Below are 20,633 nucleotides of genomic sequence, written 5' to 3' on the forward strand. Positions count from 1 at the left end.
TCCCATGTACAAAGTCATCGCCACCGATCTCGACGGTACCCTGCTGAACAGCGACCACCAGCTCGATCCGTACACGATCGACACCGTCCGCCGGCTCGACCGCGACGGCCTGCAGTTCGTGATCGCCACCGGGCGCCATTACGCGGACGTCGCCGGCATTCGCGACGTGCTCGGCATCCGGCCGTACCTGATCACGTCGAACGGCGCGCGTGTGCATGCACCGGACGACACGACGATCCACGCGCAGGACATCGATCCGGCGATCGTCCGCGGCCTCGTGCAGCCGGATGTCGTCGGCGCGCATGGCCGCGTGATCGTCAACCTGTTCACCGACCAGGGCTGGCTGATCGACCGCGATGCGCCGCACCTGCTCGAATTCCACCAGGATTCGGGCTTCCGCTACGACGTGATCGACATGCCCGCGCATGACGGCGCGGATATCGCGAAAGTGCTGTACATCGGCGATCCGGCGGATCTGGCGGTCGTCGCCGAGCAGATGCGCGTGCGCTTCGGCGATGCGCTGTACGTCACGTACTCGCTGCCCGACTGCCTCGAGGTGATGACCGCGAACGTGTCGAAGGGCCGCGCGCTGCGCTCGGTGCTCGCACGGCTCGGCGTCGACACCGGCCACTGCATCGCGTTCGGCGACAACATGAACGATATCGACCTGCTCGAAACCGCCGGCCACGCGTTCATGATGAACAACGCGAATCCCGACCTGATCGCGCGGCTCCCGCACATCCCGCGGATCGGCAACAACTTCGATTCGGGCGTCGCCCGTCACCTGCGCACGCTGTTCTCGCTCGAAGACAACGTCGCCGCCTCCTGAGCGCGCTGCCGGCGCGGAAATGAAAAACGGGCGCCAGTGGCGCCCGTCGAAATGACCTGCCTCGATCTTCTTCGACAGCGTGAGGCTCGCTGCTCTGCTCGCTTGACCCCGTAGTGTTTTATTCGCTTGTGCGAGCCGATGCCGGCAGCAGGTCGACGGCGTCGTCACGCCCCGCGACCAGCGGATAGATGATCCCGGCGAGTACCGCGCCGATGATCGGTGCCACCCAGAACAGCCAGAGCTGACCGATCGCATCGCCGCCCACGAACAGCGCGGGGCCGGTCGAGCGGGCCGGGTTCACCGACGTGTTGGTGACCGGGATCGAGATCAGGTGGATCAGCGTCAGGCACAGGCCGATCGCGATCGGCGCAAAGCCGGCCGGCACGCCGCGCTTGTCGGTGGCGCCCAGGATCACGAACAGGAAGAAGCCCGTCATCACGACTTCGCAAATGAACGCCGAACTGAGTGCGTAGTGGCCGGGCGAGCGTTCGCCGAAGCCGTTCGTCGCGAAGCCGCTGCCGACGACGTCGAAGCCCGGCTTGCCGGTCGCGATCAGGTACAGCACGAACGCGCCGAGCGTCGCGCCGACCACCTGCGCGACGATGTACGGCACGAGATCGCGTGCGGGGAAGCGGCCGGCGACCGTCAGGCCGACGCTCACCGCCGGATTCAGGTGGCAGCCCGAAATGTGGCCAATTGCGAATGCCATCGTCAGCACGGTCAGGCCGAAGGCAAGTGCGACGCCGGCAAAGCCGATGCCGAGGCCCGGAAAGGCGGCGGCCAGCACGGCGCTTCCGCACCCGCCGAGCACCAGCCAGAACGTGCCGAATACCTCTGCAGCGAGACGCTGAGAAAGATTCATGTAAGGACCTCGTTCAAGTGGATTGAAGACAACCGGACGACGCGACGGATTTAAACCGTCACCCGGAATTGGTCTGGATTATAGGAAATGAATCGGGTCGGGGAGGGTCAACGATTGTTAAATTTGAATAGCTGACGAATGCCTTTTATTAGAATAAGTCCGCATTCTCGATATAGTCGAATCGGTTAAAGATGACAGCATTCATTTCAAAGGGCAGGGCGGCAGTGCGGATGGCGTAACGGATGTTGGTGTCCCGGCCGGATTCGCCGGGGCCGCATCATCGAAAAGGGGAGTCAAAAAATGTCTCAATACGCGAAGCTCAAGGCGCAGATCGCCGATCTGCAGGCCCAGGCGGACGATGTGCGCCGCCAGGAAGTGGCGGCGGTGATTGCGGAAGTCCAGCAAAAGATTGCCGAATATGGGCTGACTGCCCAGGATCTGGGCTTCGCGGAGCGAGCGAAGCGCGGGCGTCCGCCGAAGAAGGCGCCGCTGCCCCCGAAATACCGCGATCCGAAGTCGGGCGCGACCTGGAGCGGGCGTGGCAAGCCGCCGAATTGGATCGTCGGTAAAAACCGCGATCGTTTCCTCATCGAATGACCGAAAGCCCAAACAAAAGAGCCGCATCGAGATGCGGCTCTTTTGTTATCCGCGCCAATTTCGGCGCGGATTGGATTACGGCATATTTCCTTGCGGCATTCCGTGTCAGGCGCCGGCGACCCGGCGCAATGCCGGTTGACGGGCTCCCGTGCAAAGCGATTCGTAAGTTTCGACATATCGCTGCGCCATCGCCTTCGAGCTGAAGCGCGTATCGAAACGTTCGCGGATGGCGGTGCGCGACAGGCTGTCGATCCGGTGCAGCGCGCCGACCGCGCCCTGCACGTCCTCGACGATGAAGCCGGTCACGCCGTCCTCGATCACTTCGGGCACCGAGCCGCGGTTGAACGCGACGACCGGCGTGCCGCAGGCCATCGCCTCGATCATCACCAGGCCGAACGGCTCCGGCCAGTCGATCGGGAACAGCAGCGCCTTCGCGCCGGACAGGAACGCGGGCTTCTGCGCCTCGTTGATCTCGCCGATGAATTCGACGTGCGCCTGGTCGAGCAGCGGCTCGATCACTTCCTTGAAGTAGTCGGCGTCGGCCTTGTCGACCTTCGCGGCGATCTTCAGCGGCAGCCCGCTTTGCGCGGCGATCCGGATCGCGGTGTCGACGCGCTTTTCCGGGCAGATCCGGCCGAGGAACGCGAGGTATTCGGGCTTCACGCCCGGTTGCGGCGTGAGCAGCGTGTCGGGCAGCCCGTGATACACGGTGCCGGCCCACGCGGCCTGCGGCAGCGGCTTGCGCTGGTTGTTCGAGATCGACACAACCGGCGCGTCCGGGAACGCATCGAACACGGGCTGCAGTTCCGGCAGGTCGAGGCGGCCGTGCAGCGTCGTCACGTACGGCGTGTCGAGGCGCGACATCAGCGGGAACGGCAGGTAGTCGAGGTGGAAGTGCAGCACGTCGAATTCGTGCGCGACCCGGGCGACCTTTTCGAGGAGCCGCATATGGGGCGCCATCGAATCGCGGATCGACGGGTCGAGCCGCAGTGCGCGCGGCCAGGCCGCCTCGAGTCGGGCCGACGTGACGGAGTCGCCGCTGGCAAACAGGGTCACGTCATGGCCGAGATCGACGAGCGCCTCGGTGAGGTAGGACACGACACGCTCGGTGCCGCCGTAGAGTTTCGGCGGAACGGCTTCGTAAAGCGGCGCGATCTGGGCAATTCGCATGGATGTTCTCCTGTTTCGACCCGGGGCGCGGTGGCGCCGACGCGGGTCCCGTGCAACGTTGCGGAACTCGCCGGCGTACGCGGTTGGCGGTACGTGGCCGTGCCCTGGGCGGGGTGCGCGGGGCTTCGGACGGCAAGCTGCGGGGCGGGCCGGCACGGCTCGCGCCGCCGCCCATTGGAGTCCATTATCGATATCGCCCTGAGGGGTTCGAGTGTTTTTTCAAACACTTAAGGCTTGTTACACGATGAAATACGCGAAAACCCCGATAAAAAGGGTGCGGAAACAGAAATAGAGATAGACGCAACTATTGTTGCGTCTTCGTGAAAAAGCACTATAATTTTTACCGATCCGATTGCTGGCAGCCTTGCCGGCAAGCCTTCCAGGACTGCACGGAGGCCATCGGACACATCACAGCCGAATCCGCGCTGCCAGCCGCTTCCCCGATTGAGTCTTTCAATTCGCTTTGTCGGAAAAATTCCTACACGGTTTACAGACAAATCCTGCGCGGCATACGCCACTTCGCTGATACCGGCGCACATGCCGTTTGGCCAAAATTCGCCCTGTAAGACTATAAACGAGCCGACTGAGCGCCAAGAGCGCTCTGATCGAGCAAACGTTTTCATAACACGAATGGCCAAAGCAAAGCTCTTTAACGGGGGAATCATGAGCGCTACCAGCGAAATGCTCAGTGAGATCAAAGAGGTCAACCTGTCGTACCTCCTCCTCGCGCAACGCCTGCTGCGGGAAGACAAAGCGATGGGCATGTTCCGCATGGGCATTTCCCAGGAACTCGCCGACGTGCTCGCCAGCCTCACGCTCGCACAGACCGTGAAGCTGGCTGCGTCGAACCAGATGCTGTGCCGCTTCCGCTTCGATGATCACGCGCTGCTCTCGTCGCTCGCCGACAAGGGCCGCAGCGATGTCGTCGCGCACGCCCACTCGGCCATCCTGATGGCCGGGCAGCAGGTCGAAGGCGTCCGCTGATCCATCCCGCCTTGCGTTTGTCCCGGCGTGCCGCGCCGGTGGGCAGCGTATTGGCCATCCATCCGAATAACGTCAAGCGGACGGTTATCACCATGGCAAGCAAAAGCGTCGTGATCGAGGTGAAGGAAATCACCCTCGCCATCGAACTGATCGAACTGGGCGCCCGGCTGCAGCTGCTGGAAGCGGAGACGAGCCTGTCGCGGGACCGTCTGATCAAGCTGTACAAGGAACTGAAGGGCGTGTCGCCGCCGAAGGGGATGCTGCCGTTCTCGACCGACTGGTTCATGACGTGGCAGCCGAACATCCACTCGTCGCTGTTCTACAACATCTACCGGTTCATGCAGGACCACGGCCGCTGCGAGCCGATCCAGTCGATCGTGAAGGCGTACCGGCTCTATCAGGAGCACGTGAACCTGTCCGGCGACGAGGCCGCGCTGAGCCTCACGCGCGCGTGGACGCTCGTGCGCTTCTTCGATTCGGGGATGCTGCAGATGACCCCGTGCACGCGCTGCGGCGGCCACTTCGTCGCGCATGCGCATGATCCGCATCAAGGTTTCGTCTGCGGCCTCTGCCAGCCGCCGTCGCGCGCGGGCAAGACCCGCAAGGCCGCCGCCGCGCGCGCCGAACTGGCCGCTGCCGCGGCCTGAGCAGCGCCGGGCGGGGCGCTCAGGCCGCGCCGGATGGCGCGAATCGTCTGCGAATTGCTGGTAAACACCGTCGGGCCGCCGCCTGGCCGCCCGCGAAAGTTTTCCTGCCGACTGCCGTAAACCTGTTTAACGGCGGTCTCCCCGCCGGTCATTCGTGAGGGACAGGCAGTGCTGATTATCGTGGGAACACTCGTGACGCTGTTGTCCGTCTTCGGCGGTTATGCGCTGGCAGGCGGGCATCTGGGCGCCTTGATCCAGCCGGTCGAGATCCTGATGATCGTGGGCGCCGGCGTCGGCGCGTTCATCCTCGGCAACGGCGGCAAGACCATCAAGGCCACGCTGCGCGTGCTGCCGACGCTCTTCAAGGGCTCGAAATACACGAAGGATGTCTACATGGAGCTGATGGCGCTTCTTTACGTGCTGCTCGCGAAGGCACGCAAGGAAGGCACGCTCACGCTCGAGGCCGACATCGACGATCCGGAAAAGAGCCCGATCTTCACGCAATACCCGAAGATCCTCGCCGATCATCACATCGTCGAATTCCTGACCGACTACCTGCGCCTGATGGTGGGCGGCAACATGAACGCGTTCGAGATCGAGAGCCTGATGGACGAGGAGATCGAGACGCACCACGCGGAAGGCGAAGGCCCCGCGCATGCGCTGATGCGTGTCGGCGACGCGATGCCGGCATTCGGTATCGTCGCGGCCGTGATGGGCGTCGTGCACACGATGGCGTCGGCCGACAAGCCGCCCGCGGTGCTCGGCGCGATGATCGCGCAGGCGCTGGTCGGCACGTTCCTCGGGATCCTGCTGTCGTACGGGCTGATCGGGCCGCTCGCGAGCCTCGCGGAGCAGCGCGTCGCCGAGTCGACCAAGATGTTCCAGTGCATCAAGGTGACGATCCTCGCGACGCTGAACGGCTATGCGCCGGCGATTGCGGTCGAGTTCGGCCGCAAGGTGCTGTTCTCGACCGAGCGCCCGTCGTTCTCCGAACTCGAAGAACATGTGCGCCGCGTGAAGGCGAAGTGACGCGGAGCGCCCAATGAGCAAGAGCAAGGATCGCGCAATCGTCGTCAAGCGGGTGGCCCCGGCGAAGAAGGGCCACCACGGCGGCGCATGGAAGCTCGCGTACGCGGACTTCATGACCGCGATGATGGCGTTCTTCCTGCTGATGTGGCTGCTGAGCTCGGTCACGCCGGTGCAGCTGAAGGGGATCGCCGAATACTTCAACACGCCGCTGAAGGCCGCGCTGTTCGGCAGCGGCGACCGCAGCTCGCAGGATTCCAGCATCATCAACGGCGGCGGCCGCGACCTGTCGAGCGTCGACGCCGGCACGCTGCGCCGCACCGACGGCACCACGCAGCTCGCCGAACGTCTCGCGAAGATGGGCGACGAGCATTCCCGCTCGCAGGCGCAGAACGCGCAGGCCGCGCAGGACCGGCTCGAGCAGGCGCGCCTGCACGACCTGCAGATCAAGCTGATGGCCGCGATCGAGGCCAACCCGACGCTGCGCCAGTTCAAGCAGCAGATCCGCATCGATTCCACGCTGATGGGGCTGCGCATCGAGATCGTCGATTCGCAGAAGCGGCCGATGTTCGCGATGTCGAGCGACCACGTCGAGCCGTACATGCGCGACATCCTGCGCGAGATCGGCAAGACGCTGAACGACGTGCCGAACCGGATCATCGTCCAGGGCCACACCGACGCCGTGCCGTACGCGGGCGGCGAGGGCGGCTACAGCAACTGGGAGCTGTCGGCCGACCGCGCGAACGCGTCGCGCCGCGAGCTGATCGCCGGCGGCATGGGCGAGGCGAAAGTGCTGCGCGTGCTCGGCCTCGCGTCGACCCAGAATCTGAACAAGGCCGACCCGCTCGATCCGGAAAACCGCCGGATCAGCGTGATCGTGCTGAACCGCAATTCCGAAGAGGCGCTGATGCGCGACGATGCGACGACCACGACGCTGTCGGCCGATGCGGCCGGCTCGCAGCAGCTCGCGCAGCAGCTGGCCCCGGCGCCGGCCGTGCGCCCGGCGCTCGCGGCGTCCGCCGTCGCCGTGCCGAAACCCTGACGTTTACGAGATTCCGAGACAGACATGATCCGAACCATTCTCGCCATCGACGACTCCGCGACCATGCGTGCGCTGCTGCAGGCAACGCTGATGCAGGCCGGCTACGACGTGACGGTGGCGCCGGACGGCGAGGCCGGCTTCGACCTGGCGGCCACCGTGCCGTACGACCTGGTGCTGACCGACCAGAACATGCCGCGCAAGAGCGGGCTGGAAGTGATCGCCGCGCTGCGCAAGCTGACCGCCTATACGGAAACGCCGATCCTCGTGCTGACGACCGAAGGCAGCGACGCGTTCAAGGACGCCGCACGCGACGCGGGCGCGACCGGCTGGATCGAGAAGCCGATCGACCCCGCCGTGCTGGTCGACCTGGTCGCGACGCTGTCCGAGCCGGCCGCCTCCTGACATTCACGCGACGCATTCAACCCGGGACCGGGCATGACTCTCGACATCACTCAGTTCTACCAGACATTTTTCGACGAAGCGGACGAGCTGCTCGCACAGATGGAGCAGCTGCTGCTGAACCTCGACGTCGGTTCGCCCGACCCCGAGGATCTGGCCGCGATCTTCCGCGCCGCGCATTCGATCAAGGGCGGCGCGGCGACGTTCGGCTTTTCCGCGCTGACCGATACGACGCACATCCTCGAATCGCTGCTCGACCGCGCCCGCAACCATGAGCTGACGCTGACCAAGGAAATGGTCGACGCGTTCCTGGAGACCAAGGACGTGCTGTCCGACCAGCTCGTCGACTATCGCGCGAGCGCCGAACCGGACGCGGCCGCCGCCGCGACGATCTGCGCGAAGCTCGAACGGCTGAAGGCCGAGAGCGGCGCGGCTGCGCCGGCTGCCGCCGCCGTGGCGCCGGTCGCGGCTGTCGTCGCACCGGCTGCGCCGGCCATGGAACCGGCTGCCGCCGACGATCGTGTGCCCGACCACGTGATCGAGCAGGCCGTCGCGGCTGCGCATCCGGCGGGCGACGCAGGCGAAGGCGGCCCGCACCTGAAGATCACGCTCGTGGGCGTCGATGCAAAGGATCGCGAACTGCTCACCGAAGAACTCGGCAACCTCGGCCGGATCGTCGGCCGCGAGGAAGTGGGCGCCGACCTGACGCTGTGGGTCGAATCGGACGTGCCGTCGGACGACATCGTCGCCGTGTGCTGCTTCGTGATCGACGAAAGCCAGATCCGCGTCGGGCGCGGCACGGCGCCGGCTGCACCGGCGGCCGCGCAGGACGCCGCGGTGCCGGCCGCGGAACCGGCCGCCGCCGCGCAACCGGCGCGCGCCGAGGTATTCACGCCGCAGGCCGCGGCACCGCAACCGGCGGCATCGGCACCGGCCGCACCCGCGCCCGCCGAGCCGGCCGCCGCCGCGCAAGCGCCGCAGCCGGCCCAGCCGGCGGCGCACGCCGACCACGCGCCGCAGGCCGCCGCGCATCACGACGACAAGCGCGCCCGCCCGGCCGCCGCGGCGGCATCGGGCGCCGAAGGCAGCTCGATCCGCGTCGGTGTCGAGAAGGTCGACCAGCTGATCAACCTGGTCGGCGAGCTCGTGATCACGCAGGCGATGCTCGCGGAAACCGCGAGCGCGTTCGATCCGGCGCTGCACGACCGCCTGTTCAACGGGATGGCGCAGCTCGAGCGCAATGCGCGCGACCTGCAGGAAGCGGTGATGTCGATCCGCATGATGCCGATGGACTACGTGTTCAGCCGCTTCCCGCGTCTCGTGCGCGACCTCGCCGGCAAGCTCGGCAAGCAGGTCGAGCTCGTCACGTTCGGCCAGGCGACCGAGCTCGACAAGAGCCTGATCGAACGGATCATCGATCCGCTGACCCACCTCGTGCGCAACAGCCTCGACCACGGGATCGAGACGGTCGACAAGCGCGTGACCGCCGGCAAGGACGCCGTGGGCCAGCTCGTGCTGTCGGCCGCGCATCACGGCGGCAACATCGTGATCGAGGTGAGCGACGACGGCGCGGGCCTGAACCGCGAGCGGATCCTCGCGAAGGCCGCGAAACAGGGCATGCAGGTGTCCGACAACATCAGCGACGACGAAGTCTGGCAGCTGATCTTCGCGCCGGGCTTCTCGACCGCCGAGACGGTGACCGACGTGTCGGGCCGCGGCGTCGGGATGGACGTCGTGAAGCGCAACATCCAGTCGATGGGCGGCCACGTGGAAATCACGTCGGTGGCCGGCCGCGGCACGACCACGCGGATCGTGCTGCCGCTGACGCTCGCGATCCTCGACGGGATGTCGGTGAAGGTCGGCAACGAGATCTTCATCCTGCCGCTGAACTTCGTAATGGAGTCGCTGCAGCCGTCGAACGACGACATCTACACGGTCGGCAACGGCGAGCGCGTGGTGCGCGTGCGCGGCGAATACCTGCCGCTGGTCGCGCTGCACGAGGTGTTCTCGGTCGACGACGCGCGCACCGACCCGACGCAAGGGATCGTCACGATCATGGAAACCGAGGGGCGCCGCTTCGCGATGCTGATCGACGAGCTGGTCGGCCAGCAGCAGGTGGTCGTGAAGAACCTCGAAACCAATTACCGCAAGGTGCACGGCATCTCGGCGGCGACCATCCTCGGCGACGGCAGCGTCGCGCTGATCGTCGACGTCGCGGCGCTGAACCGCGAAACCCGTGCGATGCACGGCGCCCGTGCCGGCGCCGAGCTCGCGATGTTCTGATGTCACTCGCCATTCAACCGATTGGGGGCAAACGTGTCTGCTGAAGTCCAAATGATCAATCCGGCCGCGGCGAACGCGGCGACGAGCCGCCGCGACGCGGAACAAGGCGACGCGACGGGCCAGGAATTCCTCGTGTTCACGCTCGGCGACGAGGAATACGGGATCGACATCCTGAAGGTGCAGGAAATCCGCGGCTACGACAGCGTCACGCGCATCGCGAACGCACCGGAGTTCATCAAGGGCGTGATCAACCTGCGGGGGATCATCGTGCCGATCGTCGACATGCGGATCAAGTTCCATCTCGGCCGCGTCGAGTACGACCACCAGACCGTCGTGATCATCCTGAACGTCGCGCATCGCGTGGTCGGGATGGTGGTCGACGGCGTGTCGGACGTGCTGACGCTGCAGACCGACCAGATCATGCCGGCGCCGGAATTCGGCGCGACGCTGACGACCGAGTACCTGACGGGCCTCGGCACGGTCGACGGCCGCATGCTGATCCTGATGGACATCGAGAAGCTGATGTCGAGCCGTGAAATGGCGCTGATCGAGACGCTCGGCGGGTAAGCGCGCCGCGCGCGCAGGAATTTCGGGAGAATCTGCAATGTTGCAAAACTGGTCGATCCGCACGACGCTCACGGCGGTCGGACTCATCCTCGTGGCGCTGGCCGCAGCCGTCGGCGGGCTCGGCCTGGTCGCGCTGAATCACGCGAGCCGCTCGCTCGACGCGATCGCGCACGTCGACCTGCCGGCGATCCACTCGCTCGACGATACGTCGTCGTACCTGCTGCGCGCACGCGTGTCGCTCGACCGCTTCCGCTCGTTGACGGAAGCCGGCAACACGGCCGAAGCGGCCAAGGTGCTCGACCGCGCGCAGGAGCTGTACGCAAAGTCGAACCAGAACTGGCAGGCGTTCCAGGCGACGCCGAAGCTCGGTATCGAGCAGGCGCTCGTCGACGACCTGGCCGCCCGCTACGCGACGATCGTGAAGGAAGGCGTCGAGCCCGAGTTCGCGGCCGCGCGCGCGGGCGACATGGCCGCGTACCACGCCGTTGCCGATACCAAGATCAGCCCGATGTTCGTCGCGTACGACCAGGCCGCGGCGGCCGTGGTCGCATCGCTGCAGAAGCGCGCGGAAGATCGCCAGGCCACGACGCAATCGCAGATCTCGCTGATGATCGGGTTGATCGCGGCGGGCATCGCGATCGCGTTCGTCGTCGTGATCGCGATCCGCTTCGCGCTGCGCGGGCTGATCGTGCAGCCGCTGGAAGACGCGATCGCGCACTTCGAGCGCATCGCCGGCGGCGACCTCACGCAGCCGGTCAACGTGTTCAGCACCAACGAGATCGGCCGCCTGTTCGGCGGCATCAAGCGGATGCAGGACGCCGTCACGACGATGGTGCAGGCCGTGCATCGCGGTACCGAGTCGATCGACGTCGGCGCGCGCGAGATCTCGACCGGCAACACCGACCTGTCGCAGCGCACCGAGGAGCAGGCCGCATCGCTGCAGGAAACCGCGTCGAGCATGGAGCAGCTGACGGGCACCGTGCGGCAGAACGCGGAAAACGCGCGGCAGGCCAGCCAGCTCGCGGTGAACGCATCGGACATCGCGACGCAGGGCGGCGAGGTGGTCGGCCAGGTCGTGTCGACGATGCAGGACATCGCGGCGAGCTCGGGCAAGGTCGTCGACATCATCGGCACGATCGAAGGCATCGCATTCCAGACCAACATCCTCGCGCTGAACGCGGCGGTCGAAGCCGCGCGCGCGGGCGAACAGGGCCGCGGCTTCGCGGTGGTCGCCGGCGAGGTGCGCTCGCTCGCGCAGCGCAGCGCGAGCGCCGCGAAGGAAATCAAGCAGCTGATCGGCGATTCGGCCGAGAAGGTCGAAAGCGGGTCGGCGCTCGTGTCGCGCGCCGGCACGACGATGGACGAGATCGTGCAGGCCGTGCGCCGCGTGACCGACATCATGGGCGAGATCAGCGCCGCGTCGGACGAGCAGTCGACCGGCATCGAGCAGGTCAACCGCGCGGTCGGCCAGATGGATTCGGTCACGCAGCAGAACGCCGCGCTCGTCGAGCAGGCGGCCGCCGCGGCGGCGTCGCTCGAGGAGCAGACGCGCCAGATGAAGGCGATCGTGTCGGGCTGGCGCGTGATGGGCGGCATCGTGCTCGCGCCGTCGCGTGGTGTCGCGCGGCCGGTCGCACACGAGCCCGCGCCGGCGCTGACGTCGGAGCCGCGTTTCGACGCGGCGCCGGTCGCCGCGCTGCCGGCTCCGCAGGCTGCCGCACAACCGGCACGGCGCGCCGCGCCGGCGCCGCGTGCCGCCGCCGCGGCTGCGTCGGGTGCGGGCCATGAAACGAAGCGTGCAGCCGATACGGGCGCGCACGCGCACAAGGATGCACCGGCTTCCCGCGGCACGGCCGCGGGCGGCTACGGGCCGCGTCTGGCGAAAACCGCCGCACCGGCCGACAAGCCGGCCGCGAAGCCCGCGCTCGTGCGCCCGGCGCTGAACGGCGAGAAGCCGGCGGCGGCCACGGCCGGCACGTCCGACGACGATTGGGAGACCTTCTAAACCATGCCGCATGCGCGCGCGCCGTTTCGACCCGATGCACCGGATGCCTCGCCTCGCGCGGGCGAGCCGGGGCGCGATTTCGCGTTCACCAGCGCGGATTTCGCACGCATTCGCGCGCTGATCCATCAACGCGCGGGGATCTCGCTGTCCGAGCACAAGCGCGACATGGCGTACAGCCGTCTCGCGCGCCGCTTGCGGGCACGCGGCCTCGACACGTTCCGCGACTACCTCGACCTGCTCGAGCAGGAAGACGATCCGCTCGAGTGGGAAGCGTTCACCAATGCGCTGACGACGAACCTGACCGCGTTCTTCCGCGAGGCTCACCATTTCCCGATCCTGTCGGATTTCGTGAAAGGGCGGCCGGCGCCGGTCTCGGTCTGGTGCTCGGCGGCGTCGACGGGCGAAGAGCCTTACTCGATCGCGATCACGCTGATCGAGGCGCTCGGCGAATCGGCCGCGCGCGGCGCGTCGATCCTCGCGACCGACCTCGACACGCAGGTGCTCGCGAAGGCGGAGGCCGGCATCTACACGTACGACCAGGTCAAGCACCTGGCGCCGGAGCGGCTGAAGCGCTTCTTCCTGAAGGGCACGGGCGCGCAGGCCGGCCGCGTGAAGGTGCGCCCCGAGCTGCGCGCGATGATCCGCTTCGAGCAGCTGAACCTGACCGATGCGGATTACGGGATCGCGAAGCCGTTCGACGCGATCTTCTGCCGCAACGTGATGATCTATTTCGACAAGCCGACGCAGGGGCAGGTGCTGTCGCGCTTCGAGCCGCTCGTGAAGCCGGGCGGGCTGCTGTTCGCCGGCCATTCGGAGAACTTCACGTATGTCACGCAGGCGTTCCGGCTGCGCGGGCAGACGGTGTACGAACTGACCCGCGACGCCGCCCAGGGCGCGCGGCCGCGGGGCGCGCAGGCGAGCGCGATGCCGTCTCCCGCGCGCATGCATGCCGCGGGCGCCGCATCCGCTCTGGGAGAGCGCGGATGAGCGCCTTGCCGATCGCCACCAATCGCTACTTCGACAACCACTTCGGCCGTCCCGGCGTGAAGCTGCTGCCGAACGAGTTCTACACGACGTCCGAGGACATGGTGCTGATGACCGTGCTCGGCTCGTGCGTCGCCGCGTGCCTGCACGATCCGTACGCGGGCATCGGCGGGATGAACCACTTCATGCTGCCCGACGACGGCGCCGATCCGGGCGCGGCCGCGTCGGAATCGATGCGCTACGGCGCGTATGCGATGGAAGTGCTGATCAACGAGATGATCAAGGCCGGCGGGCGCCGCGAACGCTTCGAGGCGAAGGTGTTCGGGGGCGCCGCCGTGCTGGCCGGGATGACGACGATCAACATCGGCGACCGCAACGCGGATTTCGTGCGCCGCTACCTCGCGCTCGAACGCATCCGCATCACGGCGGAAGACCTGCAGGGCGTGCACCCGCGCAAGGTCGCGTTCATGGCGGCCACGGGGCGCGCGGCGGTGAAGAAGCTGCGGCTGCAGGTGCCGGGCGTCACCGAGCGCGAAGCCGCGCTCGCCCGCGAGGCCGATCGCGCCCGCGCCGCACGGCCGCGTCCGCAGGTCGAGCTGTTCGCGGCCAAGCGTCCGGCCCCGCCGCAACCGGCGCGCCCGCGCATCGAGCTGTTCGGCGCGCGCAGCGCGGCGCCGGCCGGCGGCGTGCGGGCGGCGAACCTATCAAGAAAGCAGGAGGCATGACCGCAGTGCAGAAGATCAAAGTGATGTGCGTCGACGATTCGGCGCTGATCCGCAGCCTGATGACCGAGATCATCAACAGCCAGCCCGACATGACGGTGTGCGCGACCGCGCCCGATCCGCTCGTCGCGCGCGAGCTCATCAAGCAGCACAACCCCGACGTGCTCACGCTCGACGTCGAAATGCCGCGCATGGACGGGCTCGACTTCCTCGAGAAGCTGATGCGCCTGCGGCCGATGCCGGTCGTGATGGTGTCGTCGCTGACCGAGCGCGGCTCGGAAATCACGCTGCGTGCGCTCGAACTCGGCGCGGTCGATTTCGTCACGAAGCCGCGCGTCGGGATTCGCGACGGCATGCTCGACTACGCGGAAAAGCTCGCCGACAAGATCCGCGCGGCGTCGCGGGCGCGCGTGCGCCAGGCGCCGCAGCCGCAGGCCGCCGCGCGCGCGACGGACAGCCACCCGGCCGCGCCGATGATCAACAACCCGCTCGTCAGTACCGAGAAGCTGATCATCATCGGCGCGTCGACGGGCGGCACCGAGGCGATCCGCGAAGTGCTGACGCCGCTGCCGCCGGATGCGCCGGCCGTGCTGATCGCGCAGCACATGCCGCCGGGCTTCACGAAGTCGTTCGCGCAGCGGCTGAACGGCCTGTGCCGGATCGCGGTGAAGGAAGCCGAGCACGGCGAGCGCGTGCTGCCGGGCCACGCATATATTGCGCCGGGCCACGCGCACCTGTTGCTTGCGAGAAGCGGGGCGAACTATATTGCGCAACTGTCGGACGAGCCGCCGGTGAACCGGCACCGCCCGTCGGTCGACGTGCTGTTCCGCTCGGCGGCGACGCACGCGGGCAAGAACGCGCTCGGGGTGATCCTGACCGGGATGGGTCGCGACGGCGCGGCCGGCCTGCTGGAAATGAAACGCGCGGGCGCTCACACGTTCGCGCAGGATGAAGCAAGCTGCATCGTGTTCGGAATGCCGCGCGAGGCGATCGCGCTCGGCGGCGCGGACGAGATCGTGCCGCTCGCCGAGATGAGCCGTCGCGTGATGGCGCGCCTGGCGACGATGGGCGACCGCGTGCAGCGCGTTTGAATGGAATGTCACGGGGCGCGTGCCACGATACGCGTCCCGACGGAAACGAATCTGGAAAGGAACGACGATGGACAAGAGCATGAAAATCCTGGTGGTGGACGATTTCCCGACGATGCGCCGGATCGTCCGCAACCTGCTCAAGGAACTGGGCTATTCGAACGTCGACGAGGCCGAGGACGGCGCGGCCGGCCTGGCGCGGCTGCGCGGCGGCGGTTTCGACTTCGTGATCTCCGACTGGAACATGCCGAACCTCGACGGCCTCGCGATGCTGAAGGAAATCCGCGCGGACGCGACGCTCACGCACCTGCCGGTGCTGATGGTCACGGCCGAGTCGAAGAAGGAGAACATCATCGCGGCCGCGCAGGCCGGCGCGAGCGGCTACGTCGTGAAACCGTTCACGGCCGCGACGCTCGACGAGAAGCTGAACAAGATCATCGACAAGATGGCGAAGACCGGGAGCTGACGTGAACGAGCCGATCCATGCCGCGCTGACCGGCGCCGGGTTCAGCGCCGACGGCCAGGCCGAAGGCGCCGATTTCGCGAGCGACCGCATCCTCGCGCGCATCGGCCATGTCACGCGCACGCTGCGCGATTCGATGCGCGAGCTCGGGCTCGACAAGCATGTCGAGCGGGCGGCGGAAGCCGTGCCCGATGCGCGCGACCGGCTGCGCTACGTCGCGACGATGACCGAGCAGGCCGCCGTGCGCGTGCTGAACGCGATCGAGGTCGCGAAGCCGATGCAGGAGCGCATCCAGAACGAGGCCGAGGCGCTCGACGCGCGCTGGGCCCAGTGGTATGCGGCACCGATCGAGCACGCGGAAGTGCGCGAGCTGATGGACGATACGCGCACGTTCCTGCGCACGCTGCCCGAGTCGGCTTCGGCCACCCGCGCGCAACTGCTCGAGATCATGCTCGCGCAGGATTTCCAGGACCTGACCGGGCAGGTGATCAAGAAGATCATGGACATGGTCTACCTGATCGAGCAGCAGCTCCTCACGGTGCTCGTCGAGAACATCGCGCCCGAGCGGCGCGAGCAGTTCGCGGCCACCGCGGCTTTGCTCGCGGCCGAGCAGATCAGCCCGACCGGCAGCCCCGAGTCGCTGCTGAACGGCCCGCAGATCGCGCCGGAAGGCAAGACCGACGTGGTCCAGGACCAGGGGCAGGTGGACGACCTGCTCGCCAGCCTGGGCTTCTGACCCTGCCGCGGGCATCGGCGCGCCGCGTCTCGCAGCGGCGCCCGATGCCCGCGTCACACCGTCCCCCGCACTCCTTCACCGCGCACGCGGCCCCCGCGTGGCGCAGCGCGATCCTGCGTCAAATTGACACTTCGACACACTCAGCAGGCATACTACGCGTCAGCAGCAACGTAGCGTCAATCGTACGATTTCATATGTTGGCTGGTGGCGCGGGCGCGATGGCCGCACCGCCGTCGACGAAGCCAGTCCCTTGGGGGGGAACGTGAAGCTGAAACGCTTGGGCTGGGCCGTCGCGCACGCGACGGCTGCAATGGGTGTGCTGTGGAGTGTCCACGCATACGCTGAACTGGGCGGCGCGCCGATGTCGCCGCCGGCGGACGATCGGGCCGCAACCGTGCGCGCACTGCAGCGCGCGATGCGTTCGGCAGACGGCATGCAGACGAGCACGGCCGCCTATACCGTCCGCGAGATCACGCTCGGATCGGGCACCGTCATCCACGAATACACGTCGGCCGCCGGCAGCGTGTTCGGCCTCGCATGGCAAGGGCCGACGATGCCGGATCTCGCGTCGCTGCTCGGCAGCTATTTCCCGCAGTACACCGCAGGCGTCCAGGCGGCGCACCAGGCGCGCGGCTGGCGCGCGCCCGTGTCCGTCGACACCAGCGGCCTCGTGATCCGGACAGGCGGCCACATGGGCGCCTTCTCGGGCCAGGCGTGGCTGCCGGCGGCGCTGCCTGCCGGCCTGACCGGCACCGACATCCAGTGACAGCGGGAGAGCGATCTTGAGAATTCCTCGTACATTCAAGCGCTGGCTCGGCGTGCTGGGCCTTGCGGCGGCAACGGCCGTCCTCGTGACGGCATGCGGCGGCGGAGACGGCGGCGGCAGCAGCTCAGGCAACAACGGCAACGGCGGCAACAACGGTAACGGCGGCTCGGACGGCAATTCCGGGAACACGGCCGTCATCACCGTCAATGCCGGCGTCGCGAACGTGATCAACATCCCGACTGTCAGCCTGAAGGTCTGCGCGCCGGGCACGTCGAACTGCCAGGTGGTCAACAACGTGCTCGTCGATACCGCGTCCTACGGGCTGCGGCTCGTCGGCAGCGCCGTGTCGGGCGTGCTCGGCAGCCTCCCGCAGGTGACGAGCGGCGGCGCGCCGGTCGCCGAGTGCGGCAAGTTCGTGTCGAGCTATACGTGGGGATCGGTGCGCACGGTCGACCTGTCGATCGGCTCCGAGCAGGCGAGTTCGCTGCCCGTGCAGATCATCGGCGACCTCGGCACGACCAACGTGCCGAGCTCGTGCACGAACGGCGGCGCGTCGGCCAACTCGGCAAGCGCGCTCGGCGCGAACGGGATCCTCGGCATCGGGCCGGCGCCGGTCGACTGCGGCACGACCTGCGCGACGTCGACGTCGACGAACAACAACTATTACGCGTGCCCGAACGGCAACAACGCGAACTGCACGGTCGCGCTCGTGCCGGTGGCGCAGCAGGTCGCCAACCCGGTGCATCGCTTCGCCGACAGCAGCGGGGTGAGCGTGAGCATGCCGAAAATTTCGGACAGCGGGCAGGCCAGCGCAACCGGCACGCTGACGTTCGGCCTGCCCGACCTGACCGGGAAGACCGTGATGACGTCGACCACGACGGGCGACGTCAGCGCGACGTTCCAGGGGCGCAACGTGACCGCGTTCTTCGATACGGGTTCGAATGCGTACTTCTTCAACGATACGTCGGGCACGTTGCCGGCCTGCCCGAAGAACACGCAGTTCTACTGCCCGTCGACGACGACCAGCAATTCGGCGACGCTGACCGGCCAGAACGGCGTGAGCGGCACGGTGACAATGCCCGTCGTGAACGCGGATTCGCTGTTCTCGAACCCGTCGACGTTCGCGTTCAACGACATCGCGGGCCCGTTTGGTTCGTCCAGCTGGCTCGACATCGGCATGCCGCACTTCTACAACCGGACGATCTACTTCGGGATGGACAAGACCGCGAGCGGCGGCGCGGCGCCTTTCGTCGCGTTCTGACGCGGCACGGCGAGACGCAGGACCAGGGGGCGAGCGATCGCCCCCTTTTTTATTCGACGGCCGTGCGCGGCACGACGGGTCCGACCGGCGCGCCGCCGCGCGCGGGCACAGCGCCTACGATGTAATACCGGCACCCATGCCGGCACGACATCGAGGAGGCAGCGCCATGAACCCGCGCATACAACGCATCACGCCGTTCCTGTGGTTCGACCGCGACGCCGAGGCGGCCGCCGGTTTCTACGTATCGGTGTTCGACAACGCGCGCATCGTGCATGTCGCGCGCTACGGCAAGGCCGGCGCGCATGCGTCCGGCAGCGCGGAGGGTGCGGTGATGACCGTCGCGTTCGAGCTCGACGGGCAGGCCTTCGTCGCGCTGAACGGCGGCCCCGTGTTCCAGATCACGCCGGCCGTGTCGTTCGTCGTCAACTGCCGGGACCAGGACGAAATCGACCGCTACTGGGCGCGCCTGTCGGAAGGCGGCGACGAGCGTGCGCAGCAGTGTGGCTGGCTGCGCGACCGCTTCGGCGTGTCGTGGCAGGTCGTGCCGGCGCAGATGAGCGAGCTGATGACGGGCGATCCGGCGCGCGCGGAGCGCGTGATGGCGCAGGTGATGACGATGAAGAAGCTCGATCTCGACGCGTTGCAGCGGGCGGCGGCGGGTTAGGGGGCCGGGTGGCGGGGTGCAGGCGTGAACCGGCGAACCGGCGGGCCGCGCAAGCCCCGTGGGCGGCCGGAATGGGCGCTAGGCCGGCGGCCGGCCGTCGCGCATCAGGCGCGTGTGGTCGAGGAAGCGGTGGTCGGGCCCGTACGCGGTGCTTTCGATCCGGACGGCGTCGGCCGGCGCGACCGGGCGCCCGGCGGCGTCGACCGGCACCGATTCGATCTCGACGACCGGCACGCACCAGGCCGCGCGGGCGCGTTCCGCCGGCTCGCCGCGCGTGTCGACGCAGCGGAAGATGAAGCTCGCGGGGAAATCCTGCGCGCGCAGGGTTTGCGTCGATCCGTTCCATGCATCGCGCAGGGCGATCGTGCCGGGATGCGGCGTGTCAGGCGCCTGCGCGCCGGGCGGCAGGGCCGGCGTGCCCGCGCATCCGGCGGCCAGCGCGCAGGCAAGCGACAGCAACGGAACGAGCGGATGACCGAGCATGGTGCGGTTCGACCGGAATCGGCGAGTCATGGCGAAGCGTAGCGCGCTTTGCACGCCCGCGTAATGCCGGCCGGTTAATCGAATGCGGCACACTCGCGGCCGATTATCGATCGCACTCGATTTCATTCGGATGTAATCAAATGCTGGATTATCCGGGGGCTGTCGTTTCTGTCAGGTCTTCAAGATTATTAAAATGACGCGGCATGCAAGCCGATGGCGCCGGATTCCGCTATTGCAGCCATTCCCGCACCGTGCGGGCCGGCAAGACGGCCGGTGCGCGCACTACCGGTATGTGAAAAGAGATGGAGTCCGTCTAAATTCAAACATATAATGCCGGCGTTGTTTCCGGGGTCGTCTATATAAAACAGGAGGGTAATAAAATGAATTTTTCCGAAGCCGTTCGTGCCGTACTCAATAAATACGCGACATTCGAAGGCCGTGCGCGTCGTGCCGAATACTGGTATTTCGTGCTGTTGACCACGGTGCTGTCGATCGCCGCGCAGATCATCGGCGCGGCCGGCCGCGACGGCGGCCTGATCACGCTGCTGCTGCTCGCGGTACTCGCCCTGGTTTCGCTGGCGCTGATCATTCCGGGCCTCGCGGTCAGCGTCCGCCGCCTGCACGATACGGGCCGCTCGGGCTGGTTCCTGCTGCTCGCGCTGATTCCGGTCGTCGGCGGCATCTTGCTGCTGGTATGGACGTGCACGCGCGGCACCGAAGGTCCGAACCGCTTCGGCGCGGACCCGATCGTGGCGGCCTGACCGACGCCTGCCCCGACGCGCGACGCCGCGTCGGGGCCCGATTTCGCGTCGCATCCGCTGCACCGCTGCACTGCTTCTTCCCCGCTTCACGCCGTCGCCGCTCCGCCCGGCGCCGACACCCGCCATCGCCCCCGCCGGCACGTTTTACCGCCGCGCCGCACCCCGTTCCGTCCCCCGTCCGGCCCCGTTCGCACCGGTTCGCCCGATTCCCCGAAATACCCCCCTTTCCCGGCTTTGCTCGACCGATCGGCGTTTGACGCCTCCATGAATAATCGGTGTCACTGGAAAGCGGCA

Annotated in this window: 22 protein-coding genes; 19 read left to right on the top strand and 3 right to left on the bottom strand. The window is 67.3% G+C overall.

The window, feature by feature from the left end:
* The first annotated feature begins 4 nt into the window (after positions 1 to 4).
* Positions 5 to 829: a Cof-type HAD-IIB family hydrolase gene (locus tag QZM35_RS31035; protein WP_089424231.1), complete on the top strand. Its 825-nt coding sequence runs from the start codon at positions 5 to 7 to the stop codon at positions 827 to 829.
* A gap of 118 nt (positions 830 to 947) precedes the next feature.
* Here QZM35_RS31035 and aqpZ read toward each other — a convergent pair whose 3' ends face one another.
* Positions 948 to 1,691: an aquaporin Z gene (aqpZ, locus tag QZM35_RS31040; RefSeq protein ID WP_089424232.1), complete on the bottom strand. Its 744-nt coding sequence runs from the start codon at positions 1,689 to 1,691 to the stop codon at positions 948 to 950.
* A gap of 300 nt (positions 1,692 to 1,991) precedes the next feature.
* On the opposite strand from aqpZ, the gene QZM35_RS31045 reads away from it, so the two are divergent.
* Positions 1,992 to 2,288 carry an H-NS histone family protein gene (locus tag QZM35_RS31045; protein WP_021162849.1) on the top strand — a complete coding sequence of 99 codons (297 nt, stop codon included), beginning with the start codon at positions 1,992 to 1,994 and terminating at the stop codon, positions 2,286 to 2,288.
* A 105-nt stretch (positions 2,289 to 2,393) separates the two neighbouring features.
* Here the strand turns inward: QZM35_RS31045 and QZM35_RS31050 are convergent, their stop codons facing one another.
* Complete coding sequence (locus tag QZM35_RS31050; RefSeq protein WP_046547453.1) at positions 2,394 to 3,458, bottom strand: glycosyltransferase family 4 protein; 1,065 nt, start codon at positions 3,456 to 3,458, stop codon at positions 2,394 to 2,396.
* Positions 3,459 to 4,121: 663 nt separating this feature from the next.
* Between QZM35_RS31050 and flhD the strand changes: the two genes are divergently transcribed.
* The 16 genes from flhD to QZM35_RS31130 all read left to right on the top strand — a co-directional run bounded on the left by flhD (position 4,122) and on the right by QZM35_RS31130 (position 19,095).
* Positions 4,122 to 4,442, top strand: a complete 321-nt coding sequence (gene flhD, locus QZM35_RS31055) for a flagellar transcriptional regulator FlhD (RefSeq protein WP_254600254.1) — start codon at positions 4,122 to 4,124, stop codon at positions 4,440 to 4,442.
* Positions 4,443 to 4,534: 92 nt separating this feature from the next.
* Positions 4,535 to 5,089 carry a flagellar transcriptional regulator FlhC gene (gene flhC, locus QZM35_RS31060; protein ID WP_011350591.1) on the top strand — a complete coding sequence of 185 codons (555 nt, stop codon included), beginning with the start codon at positions 4,535 to 4,537 and terminating at the stop codon, positions 5,087 to 5,089.
* A gap of 168 nt (positions 5,090 to 5,257) precedes the next feature.
* Entirely contained in the window at positions 5,258 to 6,118 is an 861-nt protein-coding gene (gene motA / locus QZM35_RS31065) for a flagellar motor stator protein MotA (RefSeq protein ID WP_011350592.1), read from the top strand.
* Positions 6,119 to 6,131: 13 nt separating this feature from the next.
* Positions 6,132 to 7,157 carry a flagellar motor protein MotB gene (gene motB, locus QZM35_RS31070; protein WP_301777426.1) on the top strand — a complete coding sequence of 342 codons (1,026 nt, stop codon included), beginning with the start codon at positions 6,132 to 6,134 and terminating at the stop codon, positions 7,155 to 7,157.
* 24 nt (positions 7,158 to 7,181) lie between these two features.
* Positions 7,182 to 7,559 (top strand): response regulator, encoded by a 378-nt coding sequence (locus QZM35_RS31075; protein WP_011350594.1) that lies wholly within the window; start codon positions 7,182 to 7,184, stop codon positions 7,557 to 7,559.
* A 33-nt stretch (positions 7,560 to 7,592) separates the two neighbouring features.
* Entirely contained in the window at positions 7,593 to 9,839 is a 2,247-nt protein-coding gene (gene cheA, locus QZM35_RS31080) for a chemotaxis protein CheA (protein WP_301777427.1), read from the top strand.
* Positions 9,840 to 9,890: 51 nt separating this feature from the next.
* Entirely contained in the window at positions 9,891 to 10,406 is a 516-nt protein-coding gene (gene cheW, locus QZM35_RS31085) for a chemotaxis protein CheW (RefSeq protein ID WP_043185043.1), read from the top strand.
* Positions 10,407 to 10,443: 37 nt separating this feature from the next.
* On the top strand, positions 10,444 to 12,411 hold the full coding sequence (locus tag QZM35_RS31090) for a methyl-accepting chemotaxis protein (protein WP_301777428.1): 1,968 nt from the start codon (positions 10,444 to 10,446) through the stop codon (positions 12,409 to 12,411).
* Positions 12,412 to 12,414: 3 nt separating this feature from the next.
* Complete coding sequence (locus QZM35_RS31095; RefSeq protein WP_089424235.1) at positions 12,415 to 13,398, top strand: CheR family methyltransferase; 984 nt, start codon at positions 12,415 to 12,417, stop codon at positions 13,396 to 13,398.
* On the top strand, positions 13,395 to 14,120 hold the full coding sequence (gene cheD, locus QZM35_RS31100; protein WP_089424236.1) for a chemoreceptor glutamine deamidase CheD: 726 nt from the start codon (positions 13,395 to 13,397) through the stop codon (positions 14,118 to 14,120). Before QZM35_RS31095 ends, cheD begins: the two co-directional genes overlap by 4 nt.
* Positions 14,117 to 15,208, top strand: a complete 1,092-nt coding sequence (locus QZM35_RS31105) for a chemotaxis response regulator protein-glutamate methylesterase (RefSeq protein WP_301777429.1) — start codon at positions 14,117 to 14,119, stop codon at positions 15,206 to 15,208. The genes cheD and QZM35_RS31105 overlap by 4 nt, the downstream gene beginning before the upstream one ends.
* A 67-nt stretch (positions 15,209 to 15,275) precedes the next feature.
* A complete protein-coding gene (cheY, locus tag QZM35_RS31110) occupies positions 15,276 to 15,671 on the top strand; it encodes a chemotaxis response regulator CheY (protein ID WP_039346818.1) in 396 nt (131 codons plus the stop codon).
* Position 15,672: 1 nt separating this feature from the next.
* Positions 15,673 to 16,404, top strand: coding sequence for a protein phosphatase CheZ (cheZ, locus tag QZM35_RS31115; protein ID WP_089424238.1), 732 nt, complete (start codon positions 15,673 to 15,675; stop codon positions 16,402 to 16,404).
* A 262-nt stretch (positions 16,405 to 16,666) separates the two neighbouring features.
* Positions 16,667 to 17,170, top strand: coding sequence for a DUF2844 domain-containing protein (locus tag QZM35_RS31120; RefSeq protein ID WP_089424239.1), 504 nt, complete (start codon positions 16,667 to 16,669; stop codon positions 17,168 to 17,170).
* Between the two features lie 16 nt (positions 17,171 to 17,186).
* Positions 17,187 to 18,431, top strand: coding sequence for a DUF3443 family protein (locus tag QZM35_RS31125; protein ID WP_089424240.1), 1,245 nt, complete (start codon positions 17,187 to 17,189; stop codon positions 18,429 to 18,431).
* Positions 18,432 to 18,597: 166 nt separating this feature from the next.
* Positions 18,598 to 19,095, top strand: coding sequence for a VOC family protein (locus QZM35_RS31130; protein WP_089424241.1), 498 nt, complete (start codon positions 18,598 to 18,600; stop codon positions 19,093 to 19,095).
* Positions 19,096 to 19,173: 78 nt separating this feature from the next.
* Here QZM35_RS31130 and QZM35_RS31135 read toward each other — a convergent pair whose 3' ends face one another.
* Positions 19,174 to 19,608 (bottom strand): hypothetical protein, encoded by a 435-nt coding sequence (locus QZM35_RS31135; protein WP_174976289.1) that lies wholly within the window; start codon positions 19,606 to 19,608, stop codon positions 19,174 to 19,176.
* 350 nt (positions 19,609 to 19,958) lie between these two features.
* Between QZM35_RS31135 and QZM35_RS31140 the strand changes: the two genes are divergently transcribed.
* Complete coding sequence (locus tag QZM35_RS31140) at positions 19,959 to 20,339, top strand: DUF805 domain-containing protein (protein WP_089424243.1); 381 nt, start codon at positions 19,959 to 19,961, stop codon at positions 20,337 to 20,339.
* Positions 20,340 to 20,633: the final 294 nt, after the last annotated feature.

Origin of the sequence: Burkholderia sp. AU45274, from assembly GCF_030482505.1 — a bacterium.
Lineage (GTDB): Bacteria > Pseudomonadota > Gammaproteobacteria > Burkholderiales > Burkholderiaceae > Burkholderia.

What these genes read in the sequence shown, in the direction of transcription:
- QZM35_RS31095 (WP_089424235.1), top strand. Translation starts at nt 12,415, where the DNA reads ATGCCGCATGCGCGCGCGCCGTTTCGACCCGATGCACCGGATGCCTCG.
- QZM35_RS31035 (WP_089424231.1), top strand. Translation starts at nt 5, where the DNA reads ATGTACAAAGTCATCGCCACCGATCTCGACGGTACCCTGCTGAACAGC.
- cheY (WP_039346818.1), top strand. Translation starts at nt 15,276, where the DNA reads ATGGACAAGAGCATGAAAATCCTGGTGGTGGACGATTTCCCGACGATG.
- cheW (WP_043185043.1), top strand. Translation starts at nt 9,891, where the DNA reads ATGATCAATCCGGCCGCGGCGAACGCGGCGACGAGCCGCCGCGACGCG.
- QZM35_RS31045 (WP_021162849.1), top strand. Translation starts at nt 1,992, where the DNA reads ATGTCTCAATACGCGAAGCTCAAGGCGCAGATCGCCGATCTGCAGGCC.
- aqpZ (WP_089424232.1), bottom strand. Translation starts at nt 1,691, where the DNA reads ATGAATCTTTCTCAGCGTCTCGCTGCAGAGGTATTCGGCACGTTCTGG.
- QZM35_RS31075 (WP_011350594.1), top strand. Translation starts at nt 7,182, where the DNA reads ATGATCCGAACCATTCTCGCCATCGACGACTCCGCGACCATGCGTGCG.
- QZM35_RS31090 (WP_301777428.1), top strand. Translation starts at nt 10,444, where the DNA reads ATGTTGCAAAACTGGTCGATCCGCACGACGCTCACGGCGGTCGGACTC.
- QZM35_RS31130 (WP_089424241.1), top strand. Translation starts at nt 18,598, where the DNA reads ATGAACCCGCGCATACAACGCATCACGCCGTTCCTGTGGTTCGACCGC.
- QZM35_RS31140 (WP_089424243.1), top strand. Translation starts at nt 19,959, where the DNA reads ATGAATTTTTCCGAAGCCGTTCGTGCCGTACTCAATAAATACGCGACA.
- cheD (WP_089424236.1), top strand. Translation starts at nt 13,395, where the DNA reads ATGAGCGCCTTGCCGATCGCCACCAATCGCTACTTCGACAACCACTTC.
- QZM35_RS31105 (WP_301777429.1), top strand. Translation starts at nt 14,117, where the DNA reads ATGACCGCAGTGCAGAAGATCAAAGTGATGTGCGTCGACGATTCGGCG.
- QZM35_RS31135 (WP_174976289.1), bottom strand. Translation starts at nt 19,608, where the DNA reads ATGACTCGCCGATTCCGGTCGAACCGCACCATGCTCGGTCATCCGCTC.
- flhD (WP_254600254.1), top strand. Translation starts at nt 4,122, where the DNA reads ATGAGCGCTACCAGCGAAATGCTCAGTGAGATCAAAGAGGTCAACCTG.
- QZM35_RS31050 (WP_046547453.1), bottom strand. Translation starts at nt 3,458, where the DNA reads ATGCGAATTGCCCAGATCGCGCCGCTTTACGAAGCCGTTCCGCCGAAA.
- cheA (WP_301777427.1), top strand. Translation starts at nt 7,593, where the DNA reads ATGACTCTCGACATCACTCAGTTCTACCAGACATTTTTCGACGAAGCG.
- motB (WP_301777426.1), top strand. Translation starts at nt 6,132, where the DNA reads ATGAGCAAGAGCAAGGATCGCGCAATCGTCGTCAAGCGGGTGGCCCCG.
- flhC (WP_011350591.1), top strand. Translation starts at nt 4,535, where the DNA reads ATGGCAAGCAAAAGCGTCGTGATCGAGGTGAAGGAAATCACCCTCGCC.